10 protein-coding genes are annotated in these 12684 nt (G+C 60.4%); 4 read left to right on the forward strand and 6 right to left on the reverse strand.

Features of this window, described 5'->3' with window-relative positions:
* Positions 1–37: 37 nt before the first annotated feature.
* A complete protein-coding gene (locus JQ863_RS16440) occupies positions 38–1915 on the reverse strand; it encodes a Na/Pi cotransporter family protein (protein ID WP_239113508.1) in 1878 nt (625 codons plus the stop codon).
* A 171-nt stretch (positions 1916–2086) separates the two neighbouring features.
* Between JQ863_RS16440 and JQ863_RS16445 the strand changes: the two genes are divergently transcribed.
* From JQ863_RS16445 to JQ863_RS16455, 3 genes are all read left to right on the forward strand, one after another.
* On the forward strand, positions 2087–3097 hold the full coding sequence (locus JQ863_RS16445) for a C4-dicarboxylate TRAP transporter substrate-binding protein (protein WP_204115416.1): 1011 nt from the start codon (positions 2087–2089) through the stop codon (positions 3095–3097).
* A gap of 170 nt (positions 3098–3267) precedes the next feature.
* Complete coding sequence (locus JQ863_RS16450; RefSeq protein WP_204115417.1) at positions 3268–3900, forward strand: TRAP transporter small permease subunit; 633 nt, start codon at positions 3268–3270, stop codon at positions 3898–3900.
* A 12-nt stretch (positions 3901–3912) separates the two neighbouring features.
* Positions 3913–5313, forward strand: a complete 1401-nt coding sequence (locus JQ863_RS16455; protein ID WP_204115418.1) for a TRAP transporter large permease — start codon at positions 3913–3915, stop codon at positions 5311–5313.
* Positions 5314–5345: 32 nt separating this feature from the next.
* Here the strand turns inward: JQ863_RS16455 and urtE are convergent, their stop codons facing one another.
* The 5 genes from urtE to urtA all read right to left on the reverse strand — a co-directional run bounded on the left by urtE (position 5346) and on the right by urtA (position 11396).
* Complete coding sequence (gene urtE / locus JQ863_RS16460; RefSeq protein WP_204115419.1) at positions 5346–6041, reverse strand: urea ABC transporter ATP-binding subunit UrtE; 696 nt, start codon at positions 6039–6041, stop codon at positions 5346–5348.
* 3 nt (positions 6042–6044) lie between these two features.
* Positions 6045–6785 (reverse strand): urea ABC transporter ATP-binding protein UrtD, encoded by a 741-nt coding sequence (gene urtD / locus JQ863_RS16465; RefSeq protein ID WP_204115420.1) that lies wholly within the window; start codon positions 6783–6785, stop codon positions 6045–6047.
* Entirely contained in the window at positions 6782–8017 is a 1236-nt protein-coding gene (urtC, locus tag JQ863_RS16470) for an urea ABC transporter permease subunit UrtC (protein ID WP_204115421.1), read from the reverse strand. The genes urtD and urtC overlap by 4 nt, the downstream gene beginning before the upstream one ends.
* Positions 8018–8116: 99 nt before the next feature.
* Positions 8117–10048, reverse strand: a complete 1932-nt coding sequence (gene urtB, locus JQ863_RS16475; RefSeq protein WP_204115422.1) for an urea ABC transporter permease subunit UrtB — start codon at positions 10046–10048, stop codon at positions 8117–8119.
* A 67-nt stretch (positions 10049–10115) separates the two neighbouring features.
* Positions 10116–11396 (reverse strand): urea ABC transporter substrate-binding protein, encoded by a 1281-nt coding sequence (gene urtA / locus JQ863_RS16480; protein ID WP_204115423.1) that lies wholly within the window; start codon positions 11394–11396, stop codon positions 10116–10118.
* 533 nt (positions 11397–11929) lie between these two features.
* On the opposite strand from urtA, the gene JQ863_RS16485 reads away from it, so the two are divergent.
* Entirely contained in the window at positions 11930–12580 is a 651-nt protein-coding gene (locus JQ863_RS16485; protein ID WP_204115424.1) for a hypothetical protein, read from the forward strand.
* The last annotated feature ends 104 nt before the right edge of the window (positions 12581–12684 follow it).

A 12684-nucleotide genomic window follows, 5' to 3' on the forward strand; every position in this document is an offset into this window, starting at 1 on the left:
GCGACAGTAACAGCATCGGGCAATGTTTGCGCGATGTTCAGTCATCGGCATCCTCCCTTGCCAATTCAATGGCGTCTTCCTGGTCCAGCGACAGGATGTCCTCGACCTGTGCGATAGCCGCCGTGTTGGCGGCATAGATGACCTTGGCCGCTTCCAGCAGGTTCGACATGGCGGAAAAGGCATAGGCGGTGTCATTCAGGACCGAGGTCGCCTCGGACGGGGTCAGGTCGCCCTGGCGGATCAACCCCTCGACCACTTTGATCGTTTCGGTCTGGTCCCGGTGCATCTGCACGCGTTCGTCATCCAGCCACAGCGCCGAGCGGGTGGCGGGATCCCTCTTGTCCAGTTCGGTCAGGGCGACGATCACGCGGGCAATCTCGGTCCTGAGTTCGTTATAGACCATCGTGGGCGTGCCGTGACTGACCTGGGTGTAGCGATTGACGTTCCGGCGCATGTGCTTGACCGCCTTCACCGCGCTGACAACCCGCGAGGATGCATCGCGCAGGTCGTGAATGCGGCTGGCGGTCCCGGCTGGCAGATCAATCGCGCCGATCCGGGTCGTGAATTCAAGGATGGCCGCATGCAGCACCTTGACCCGCTGCTGATAGGCGGCATCCACGTCTATTTCGAACGGCGCGTGGCTGGCTTCGACCGTGGCGGCGATATCATCGGTGGCGGCAAGTTGATGCCGGTGAAGGTTCAGCGCGTGCAGGATGGTCTCCGAGGCGTTTTCCAGAAGGTGCCGCAACTCGTTCCTGAGTGCGGTCTCAAGCGTCTCGGGGAATTCGTCAACGATATCGGTCAGGAAGAGAGGCTTGGAGACGTCCGGCATCGGTTCTGGAATGGTCCGCTCGAGAAAGGCGATCAGACGGTGGCGCAGGGGCATCATGATTGCCACACCCATCAGGTTGAACAGGGTATGAAACAGGGCGAGTTTCAGCGTGTAGTCATCCGGTGCGATGCCTGTGGCGTCCGCGATCCCGTTGACTGACGCCAGCAGCGGACGGATCAGGATCAAGGCGACCGTTGCGGTCGAAAGGTTGAACACAAGGTGCGCCAGCGCCAGCCGCCGACCCTGGTAGTTGGCTGTGACAGCCCCGAGCATGGCGGTGATCGTGGTTCCGATGTTCGACCCGATCGCCAGCGCCAGCGCGTTTTCATAGGTGACCTGCCCGGCGGCCAGCGCGGTGATCGTCAGGACCATCGTGGCGTGGCTCGATTGCATCACCACCGTCGCGACCGCCCCCACCGCCGTATAGACCAGCAGCCCGGCGACCCCGGTCATGGCGAACCGGGTCAGATCGATCCCCGCCTGAACATCCTCGAACCCGGTTTTCATGTAGTGAATGCCGAGGAACAGGAACCCCATTCCGGCAAGCACGAAACCGATCCCCTTGAGGTATTTGGACGACTGGAACACCAGCACAATCGCCAGCGCCAGCATCGGCATCGCATAGGCCGAGATATCGACCTTCAGCCCCAGCCCCGCCACCAGCCAGGCGCCCGTCGTTGTGCCGATATTGGCGCCAAAGATGATCGCGACGCCTGCGCCAAGGGTAATCAATCCGGCGCTGAGGAAAGAGATCGTAATGACCGACACCAGCGATGATGATTGCATCAGCGACGTCGCCACCATCCCGAACCCAAGAGCCCTGGATGTCGTCTTGGTGGCGGCGGCGAGAATCCGTTCGAGAAACCCGCCCGAGAACAGTTTGAACCCGTCCTCCAGCATCAGCATGCCGAACATGAAAATGGCGACCCCGGCCGCGATGACCTGAAAGGCGGCGCTGGCCCAGAAACCGGCGATCAACAGGGCCAGGATCGTCGGCAAAAGCAGTTTCTTGATCACGGCGGCACGCCACCCCGGTTCATGACGCGACCAGCTTAGTTGCGCCACCGGATGCGTCCAGAACAAACCGCCAGCCTGCACAAATTTTCGGCTATTGGGTCAAAACTTGCCAGCAGGGTCTTGATTTCGTTCGGCTTTGCAACAAAATCGCGCCAAGGCTTCCACCACCTGCATTTCGCGGTCTAAGGTGTGGCCACAAGATATGTCGCACAGACGACATCAACGGGAGGAATTACGATGAAGAAGCTACTCGGCAAAACTGCCGTGGCCGCGCTTGCGCTGGCCTTTGCAACAGAAGCCATGGCGACGGAATGGAATGTCTCGGTCTGGGGCAAACGCCGCGCCTTTACCGAACATGTCGAAAAGCTGGCCGAACTGGTCTCGGAAAAGACCGGTGGTGAGTTCACGATGAACATCAGCTATGGCGGTCTGTCGAAAAACCGTGAAAATCTGGACGGGATTTCGATCGGGGCTTTCGAGATGGCCCAGTTCTGTGCGGGCTATCACCGTGACAAGAATCCCTCGATCACGGTTCTGGAACTGCCGTTCCTGGGTGTGAACACGCTTGAGGAAGAGGTTGCTGTCAGCCATGCGGTTTATGCACACCCGGCGGTTCAGAAAGACCTGGCGCGCTGGAACGCCAAGCTGCTGATGACCTCGCCCATGCCGCAGTATAACCTCGTCGGCACCGGCGAGCCGCGCGATACCCTGGCCAAGATGGACGGCATGCGCGTGCGCGCCACCGGCGGGATCGGCAAGGCATTTGAAGCGGTTGGCGCGGTTCCGACCTCGGTCACCGCGACCGAGGCGTATCAGGCGATGGAATCCGGTGTTGTCGACACTGTGGCCTTTGCCCAGCACGCCCACCTGTCGTTCCGTACCATCGACCAGGCGACCTGGTGGACCGCCAACCTGAACCCCGGCACCGTGAACTGCCCCGTGGTTGTGAACACCGACGCCTATGATGCGCTGTCGGACGAACATCGCGCCGCGCTGGACAGCTCGGTTGACGAGGCCATCGCCCATTACCTTGCCAACTATGGCGAGCTGTTGAAGAAGTGGGACACGGTTCTGGAAGAGAAAGGCGTGCAGAAAGTCATGCTGGACGAGGCCGAACTGGCCGCCTTCCGCGCCAAGGCCGCAGATCCGATCCGCGATCAGTGGATCGCGGACATGTCAGCACTGGGTCTGCCGGCTCAGGAGCTTTATGACCTCGTCATGGACACGCTGAAAAAACAGCGCATGTAAGCCATGCGGGTGGGGGAACTTCCCCCACCTTCCCCTGAAAGGGGACTCGCGGCGCGCCTTCCTCTTGCCCAAAATACCTCGGAGCGCGAGGCAGAGCCTCGCCCCGCGCAACGCGCGGGACGACGACCACTTGGACGCGCGGCAGCACAATAAACACAGGGACAGAGATCATGGCGTCTGGAAGTTCGGTACTGGAGAATGACAGTCTTCTCAGCAGGCTCGACACGGGGTTGCACCGGATCGAAAAGGTTCTGGCGCTGATTTCGGGACTGGCGGTTTTTGCCATCATGGTCTTTGCCGTGGTCTCGGTCTCGGGGCGCAACCTGTTCAACGCGCCGGTGCCGGGATATGTCGACTGGATCGAGCAGCTGATGCCGCTGATCGCCTTCATGGGTATTGCCTATACCCAGCGCGACGGAACCCATATTCGCATGGACATTCTGATTGGGCGGCTGAATGGTCGCGCGCTTTGGGCGGCCGAGTTCATCACCACCCTTGCCGCGCTTGTCCTGATGATCCTGCTCGTCTGGGGGACATGGTCGCATTTCCTGCGCTCGTTCGACTTCGCGGCCCCGCTCTGGAGCCGGGATTCGTCGATTGATATCGCGCTGCCCTTGTGGCCTGCGAAACTTCTGGCGCCGGTCGCCTTTTTCATCCTGTGCCTGCGCTTTTCGATCCAGCTTTGGGGTTATGGCCGGGCCTTTGTTCTGAACCTGAGTGAACCGGTGGCGATCCCGCTGATCAAATCCGCCGCCCAGACCGCCGCTGACGAGGCTGCGGTTCTGGAAGATAACGGCAATTAAGGGGGCCGCGTCATGGAACCGATTGAAATTGGTCTGATCGTATCAGGCGTCATGGTCCTGTTTGTCGTGCTGGGCATGCGCGTCGCCTTTGCCGCAGGCATGGCAGGGCTGATCGGGCTGATCTGGATTTTCTGGGCCAAGAAAGGTTATGACCCTGAGGATTTCGGCTGGGCGCTGACCGTTGCGGTCAAGACCGCCGGACAGGTGCCGCATTCCAAAGTGGCAAGCCAGGCGCTGTCGCTGATCCCGACCTTCATCCTGATCGGCTATCTTGCCTATTACGCCGGTCTGACCAAGGCGCTGTTCGAGGCGTCGAAGCGCTGGGTTGGCTGGCTTCCGGGCGGCTTGGCCGTGTCGACGGTCTTTGCGACCGCTGGCTTTGCCGCCGTGTCGGGCGCGTCAGTGGCAACTTCGGCGGTCTTTGCGCGCATCGCCATCCCCGAGATGCTGAAGATCGGCTATGACAAGCGTTTCGCGGCCGGTGTGGTGGCGGCGGGGGGCACGCTGGCCTCGCTGATCCCGCCTTCGGCGATCCTCGTGATCTATGCCATCATCGTCGAACAGGACGTCGGCAAGCTGCTCTTGGCGGGCTTCATTCCCGGCGCGTTCTCGGCCCTGATTTATGGCCTTCTGATCGTCTCGCTGGCACTGGCCCTGCCAAAGTTCGGTCCGCCGGTCAAAGGGTTCACATGGGCCGAGCGGTTTCAGTCGCTGCCCCCTGCGATGCCGATCTTCTTCGTGGTCTTCATCATCATCTTCTTCATCTACAACCCCTTTGGCGGCGATGCATGGGGCACGCCGACCGAAGGTGGTGCGCTGGGGGCATTCGTGGTCTTCCTGATGGCGGTCGCCAAGGGCATGCGCTGGCGGCAGTTCCGAGATGCCCTGCTGGAGACCGCAAAGCTGGCAGTGATGATCTTCACCATCATCTGGGGCGTGCTGATCTATGTCCGCTTCCTTGGCTTTGCCGACCTGCCGGGCGCGTTTTCGGACTGGATCACCAGCCTGGACCAGTCACCGATGCTGACGCTGGTGATGATCCTTCTGGCCTATGCGGTCTTGGGCATGTTCATGGACGCGATCGGGATGCTTCTTTTGACGCTGCCGGTGGTCTATCCGGCGGTGATGGCGCTGAACGGGGGCGAGTTCGTCTCGGCCGCCGACAGCACATTCGGCATGTCCGGCCCGATGTGCGCGATCTGGTTCGGTATCCTCGTGGTGAAGATGGCCGAGTTCTGCCTGATCACGCCGCCCATCGGTCTCAACTGTTTCGTGGTGGCCGGGGTGCGGGATGACCTGACCGTGCAGGACGTGTTCAAGGGCGTGACCCCGTTCTTCATCGCCGACGCGATCACCATCGCGCTTCTGGTGGCCTTTCCGGCGATTGTGTTGTGGTTGCCAAGTTTGGCATGACGTGATGCCCGGCGTTGCCGCCGGGCGTAACCTCAGACCGAGACAGCTTCCAGCAATTCCTCGCGGTTGAGCGCCCCACGTGGCCCCGATTTCACCACCTCGCCACGCCGCAGGATCACGAATTCATCGGCGTGTTCATAGGCAAAGTCGAAGAACTGCTCGACCAGGATGATTGCCATGTCTCCTTTATCGCGCAAATAGGCGATGACCTTGCCGATCTGCTTGATGATATTGGGCTGGATGCCCTCGGTCGGCTCATCCAGCAACAGAAGCTTCGGCTTGGCGATCAGCGCCCGCGCAATGGCAAGCTGCTGCTGCTGCCCGCCCGACAGGTCGCCCCCGCGCCGGTTCAGAAAGTCTTTCAGGATCGGGAACAGTTCAAATATCTCGTCGGGGATGAAATGTTCCGATTTCGGCAGGCAGGCATAGCCTGTTTCAAGGTTCTCGCGCACCGTCAGCAGCGGAAAGATGTCGCGGCCCTGCGGCACGTATCCAACGCCCTTCTGCGCCATCACATGTGCGGGGAGTTTGCCGATCGCTTCGCCAAAGAACTCGACCTCGCCACCCTCGCGGGGATGGGTGCCCGAGATCGCCTTCAACAATGAAGTTTTGCCAACCCCGTTGGTACCCATGATGCAGGTGATCTTGCCGGGTTCGGCCTGCATCGAGATATCGTAAAGGATTTGAGAGCCGCCGTAGAACAGGGTCAGGTCATTGATTTTCAACATGTCTCAGCGTCCCAGATAGACGTCGATGACGTCCTTGTTGCTTGTCACGTGATCGAGCGAGCCCTCGGCAAGAACCGAGCCTTCATGCAGAACCGTCACCTTGCAATTCAGCCGCCGCACAAATTCCATGTCATGTTCAACCACGACAACGGCGCGGGTCTTGGCGGCCTCGACAAGGATCGCGGTGGTATGCTCGCGTTCTTCGGGTGTCATGCCGGCCGCTGGTTCGTCGACCAGAAGAAGCTGTGGCTCCTGCGCCAGCAGCATGCCGATTTCAAGCCATTGCTTCTGGCCGTGGGAGAGTTCACCCGATTTGCGGTCAAGCTGGTCGGTCAGGCCGATCTCTTCGGCAAGCGCGTGGACCTTGTCCACGTCCTCGGCGCTGCGCCGATAGAACAGGACGGGCAGGGGGCCGCGATCCTTTTTCAGCGCCAGAAGCAGGTTGTCAAAAACCGTCTGGTCTTCGAACACGGTGGGGCGCTGGAACTTGCGGCCAACCCCGGCCCGGGCGATCTGGGCTTCGGACATTTTCAGCAGGCTGACAGATTTGTCGCCCCAGATCACACGGCCTTCGTCTGGTCTGGTCTTGCCGGTGACGATATCCATAAAAGTGGTCTTTCCCGCGCCGTTCGGTCCGATAATCGCCCGCATCTCTGCCTTGCCGATCTGGAAGGACAGGTTGTTGATCGCCTTGAACCCGTCAAACGAGACCGAGACACCGGACACTTCGAGAAGGGTGCTCATTGATCCGCCTCCTGTTCCTGAAGGGATCCGGCATCCGGCCCGAGGTCCTGTCCGTGGCGCGCGGGCGCCATATGCCCGGTCCAGAGGTCAAAGAGACCACCAATGCCGCGCGGGGCAAAAAGCGTGACCATGACGAAAGAGAAACCCAGCAACACCAGCCACCAGTCGACCCAGTCTATGGTGTAGAAACCAAGCGGGATAGACGGCACCTGCCCGCCGGTGAACCAGCTTGAGACAAGCGACACAAAGGCCGCGCCGATCACCGCGCCGTAAAGCCGTCCGCGCCCGCCGATGGCGACCCAGACCGCAAGGTAAATCGAGGCGATTGGTGCGATCTCGGCCGGGTTGATGATCCCGGCCTGCGGGTAGTAGAGCGCTCCCGCGATCCCGGCGATCACGGCGGTGATGGTGAAGATGAACAGTTTGTAGGCCTCGACCGAATAGCCAAGGAACCGCACCCGCGCCTCGTCATCGCGGATGCCGCGCAGGACCGAGCCGAACTTGCCCGAAACGACCCAGGCGCTAAAGACATAGCCAAGGCCAAGCGCGGCGGCTGAGGCCCAGAGGAACCAGACCGAGACCACGGATTGCGGCACCTCATCCAGTCCGGGCAGGTTTTGCAGGCCCGACAGCCCGTTGTTGCCGCGCAAGCCACTGTCGTTCTGAAAGAGGTACAGCGCCAGCGCCAACGTCATCGCCTGTGTCAGGATCGACAGGTAAACCCCCGTCACGCGACTGCGGAAGGCAAGCCAGCCAAAGACCAGAGCCAGAAGGCCGGGCACCGCGACGACTAGGATCAGCTGCAGCGTCAGCGAGTGCGAAAACGCCCAGATCGCGGGAAATTCGGAACTGCCGACCACGCCGAAAATCTGGTTTCCGATGGCGGCGGTGATTTCGGATTCGGTTGGCGGAATTTCCTGCCCGGCCATCGAGGTCACGATGATGTCGCGGGTGCGCTCATACATCAGCCACATGCCGATCATGTAACCGCCAATCCCGAAAAAGGCGAAATGGCCCAGTGACAGGATGCCGGTGTAGCCCCAGACAAGATCCATTGCCAACGCGATCAGGCAGAGGCACAGGGTCTTGCCCAGTGTCTTGACGAAACTGGTCGAGATCAGGCCGGAGCCGAAGGCTTCGCTGAAGACGGTGACGCCCAGCGTGAACATGCCAAGGCAGGCGAGGAAGATCAGAACCGAGGGGTTCTTGGCAAAGAGGGAACGGTCGGTCATGGGGTGACTCCCTGCGGGGCGGGGAGGGGGGCGCTGCCCCCGTCGCGTGCCGCGACTCCCCCGGAGTATTTCTGCAAGAAAGAAGTGGCTTTCATCGGATCAATCTCCCGCTGCACGTCCCTTGAGGGCGATGATCCCTCGGGGGCGGAACTGGATGAAGATGATGATGAAGATGATCATGTAGGTCTGGGCCGCCAGCGTGTTCGACGGGTTCATCCATTCGATGCCCTTTTGCAGGAAGCCGATCATCGCCGCGCCCGCAAGCGTGCCCCAGATATTGCCGACCCCGCCGACGACGACGGTCATAAAGGACTGCACGATATAGTCGCTGCCGAGTTCCGAGGTGACCTTGGCGAAAAGGCCGATGGCGACACCGGCGATCCCGGCGATGCCCGAACCCAGACCGAAGGTCAGCATGTTCACCTTGTCGGGATTGATCCCCATCGACGCCGCCATGCGCGGGTTCTGGGTGACGGCGCGGGTTTCAAGACCCAGCCGCGTGCGTTTCATGATGAACAGGAACAGGCCGAGGAAGATCAGGGCCAGAACGAAGATCGCGATGCGGATATAGCTGATCGAGACCACGTCATTCAGCACCCAGGCCCCGTCCAGCCAGGCCGGAGAGGTCAGCGGGCGCGCCTGGGTGCCAAAGATGTTCTTGGCGATCTGCTGCAGCGCGATCGAGATGCCGAAGGTGGCCAGCAGCGTTTCCAGCGGGCGGTTGTAGAGGTGACGGATCACCAGCCGCTCCATCGCGACGCCGGCGGCAAAGGTGACGAGGAAGGCCAAGGGCAGCGCTACAAGGATCGAGACGGTGTAGTTCGGGATGATCTGCTGCACGACATAGCCGGTGTAGGCGCCCATCATGATGAACTCGCCATGGGCCATGTTGATCACCCCCATCACACCGAAGGTGATGGCAAGGCCGATGGCGGCGAGGAAGAAGATCGAGGCCAGCGAGATGCCGTCCAGCAAAAGGTCCAGCGTCTGGTTCAGACCAACGCGGGTCTTTATCGATTTCAGCGCTTCTTGCGCGGCGTTGGTGACGGCGCGGTCGCGTTCGTCGAAGACCTCATAGAATTGCTCATACTGAACCAGGTCCGCCTTGGACACCAGCGGGTTCCAGCCAGGGTTGAGAGCGGCATAGGCGCGGTCACGGGCTTCTTGCGTGTCGAGTTGTGCCAGTGGCACACCGCCCACCTTGCCGTCGTCAATGTGTTCAAGAAGAAAGGCCTTGCGCTCATCCGGCGTGGGGACGTGTTTCATGGCACCGGCATCGACCATCAACTCGAATGCGGCATCGATTGACAGGTCGTCGCTGCCGGGAATGATGCGGCGGCCCTTGTTGGCCTCTTCTGGCGGGTCGAACACGATGCGGCTGCTGAGAAGCGTGTTCAGCGCGGCGCGGGTATCCAGCGAGATATTGGTCGAGACGCTTTCGATGGCGGCAACGCGGGTGGCGGTGTCCTTGCCGAAACGGATCGTCAGAAGGGTCAGAAGCTGTTCTTTGCGGGCCTTGATCGCGGGGTTGGTTTCGCCCTCGATCGAGGCGGAGAGCGGCGCCAGGTGACTTTCTTCGGCATCGCGCTGGATCGCGGTCAGGGCGTCAAGGCGGCGCGTGGGGTCGGGGTCGCTGAGCTGAAACTGCACCAGCGCCGCGCCGATCATCGCCCGCACGCCCGAGTTCGGCTTGAGCTGATCGAGGTCGCCCTTGGCATAGTCGCCTACCGGTTCACCGGTATCGAAATCATGCAGGCGATAGGTCTTCCTGGCGATCTCTTCGGCCCAGAAGAACAGCCCATCTTCCTTGCGCTGCCACATGTCCTTTTGCTGCCATTTCTGCAGCACGGTCTGGGCGGCGGGCAGGCCAGAGCCCGCGATGGCGGTGATGGCCGGTTCGATGGTCTTGCGGCTGCCCTTCTCGATCGCGGCACGATGGGTTTGCAGCACCTCCTGGATGCCGGACCCTTGTGCAAATGCGAAAGAGGAAAGGGACAGGAGCAGTGTGAGGGCGAGAGTGATGACCCGCATGGAAGGCGTCCTGTTCGTCATGTTGTGGGGAAGGGGACATGCGCCCCCTTCCGCCATTGGTTGGGTCTTAGTAGTTTGACAGGGTCTGGACGCAGGTCGAGGTCTGGGTGTTGTACATACCGCAGCCCAGGTCCTTCCAATCCGACTTCAGAACCGCCGATTCCGGCAGGAAGTCTGTCCATGCATCGCCCGGAACCTCTGCGGTCTGGCTGATGATGTCGAACTGGCCGTCTTCCTGGATCTCACCGATCAGGACCGGCTTGGTCAGGTGGTGGTTCGGCAGCATCACGGCGGTGCCGCCGGTCAGGTTCGGAACCTCGATGCCGTACATCGCTTCACGCACCGCGTCGACATCGGTGGTGCCGGCTTTTTCCAGCGCCTTGATGTACATGTTGAAACCGATCACGTGGGCTTCCATCGGGTCGTTGGTGACACGCTCTTCGCCAGCAAAGGCTTTCCACTTGGCGACGAATTCATCGTTCAGGTCGCTTTCCGCCGACTGGAAGTAGTTCCATGCCGCGAGGTGACCGACGAGGTTCGTCGTGTCGAGGCCAGAAAGTTCCTCTTCACCGACCGAGAAGGCAACGACGGGGATGTCGTCCGCCGACACGCCAGCTGCGGCCAGTTCCTTGTAAAAGCCGATATTGGCGTCGCCGTTGATGGTCGAGATCACGCCGACCTTCTTGCCATCCGCACCCAGCGCCACGACGTCGGCGACGATTTTCGACCAGTCGCTGTGGCCGAAGGGGGTGTAGTTCACGAAGATGTCTTCGGCCGCGATGCCCTTATCCTTCAGATAGCTCTCAAGGATGTTGTTGGTGGTGCGGGGATAGACATAGTCGGTGCCCAAAAGCGCGAATTTCTCAACGCCCAGTTCTTCGAGGAAATAATCCGTCGCCGGGATCGCCTGCTGGTTCGGCGCGGCGCCAGTGTAGAACACGTTTTTCGAGCTTTCCTCACCCTCGTACTGCACCGGGTAGAACAGCAGGCCGTTCAGTTCCTCGATCACCGGCAGAACCGATTTGCGGCTGACCGAGGTCCAGCAGCCGAACATCACGTCAACGTCTTCGACGGTCAGCAACTCGCGTGCCTTCTCGGCAAACAGCGGCCAGTCCGATGCGGGATCGACAACAACAGCTTCCAGTTGCTTGCCCAGAACTCCGCCCTTGGCGTTCTGTTCCTCGATCAACATCAGCATTGTGTCTTTCAGCGTGGTCTCGGAAATGGCCATGGTGCCCGAGAGCGAATGCAGTACGCCGATCTTGATCGTGTCATCGGCGGCCATCGCGGTGGTCGCGACCCCTGCCAGTGCCAGCGAACCGGCGAGAGTGGATTTTAGGAAGTTCATGCGTGTCTCCTCGCAAGGTTCGGGCCGGGGACTTGCACATGGGGGCAACTCGTCCTAGCTCTGACCTTGCAACTATTGTTGCGAACCGTGTGGCGGCTGGGTCCGAGGTCCAATCGTCCGGTCGCCACACACCCAGCGGTTTCCTGACATGACCAAGGTGGCAGCCTGTCCGCGCATCGGGTGGCTTAACCTTTCTGCGGTGCCGCGAGATTCTCAAATAAGACCGCCTGATTATTGGGCGCTGGATCGCTGTTGCTGCATTGTTGGGCGTCATTGCGGGGTAATTGCCTGTTTTTTGGGCCTTTGGTGGCGGCGCGCATGCAGGTCTTGCGCGTAGTATCGGGTGTTGCGGCAAGAAGATGCCATCGAAACGGGCGGATTCCCGTGCGGATGATTCCTGAAAGGGCAAGTCAAAGAGCGCTCGATACGAGTGAATTGTCTCATGATCTCTGCCCTGCCGCCGCAAGATCGCCCCAGTTTGCGGGCATTGACACTGGGTCAGTTAATGAACTTCGGTAATGCGGAAGGTCCGAATGAGATTGTGGAGTATTGTGTGTCGTGCGGTGACCCTTTGTGCCGCGCTGGTGGTCCTTGTGACGGCGGTGCCTGTTCAAGCTCAGGATGGCAAGGTCCCCTATTGCCCCCACACAGAACCCCATGCCCCGCACGGGATCGTGCTTCGTATGGGGCAGGAATACTATCGGACCTGCGGAAACTGGACCACGGGGGGCGGGGTTTTCCGTCAGTTCATTCTAAAAGTGAATCCAAGCCAGATTCCCGGCCTCTATTCAACGTATTCACCGTCAAATTTGCGGGTCATGGAAAGAACGGAGGGGATTGACCGCCTCGCAAACGCCATACGCAACCTGCCGAAAAAAGACCGAAGAACCATTGGTTTCGCTCAATACGATGTCTACGAATCAAAACCTCTCGCCCCATCTGGCAAACCACATCGAAGCACCTTTGTGTTTGCTGCCGAAGGGTCTGCGAGCGTTCCTCGTCACTGGGTAAACTGCTATGGTTGGAACCGCCTTGAAGAAGGCAGGTCCCTGAATTGCACAGTCTATGTCCAGCAGGGCGACGTTTACGGCTCGCTCCTTTTCATCGGCAGCCACAAGCGTGGCCTCAAATTTCTGGATCACTTTGCCGGGTTTGCCCAGGACATCGAGCGGGTTCTAACCTAAGCAAACGTAACAGACCGGATAGAAGAGATGCAGACCTTTCTCGATGTGGTCGAGTAAGCGCGGCGGCCATTCCTGAGCAGATACCTCTACCCCAAGGCGACCTT

The organism is Shimia biformata (assembly GCF_016888515.1).
GTDB lineage: Bacteria > Pseudomonadota > Alphaproteobacteria > Rhodobacterales > Rhodobacteraceae > Shimia_A > Shimia_A biformata.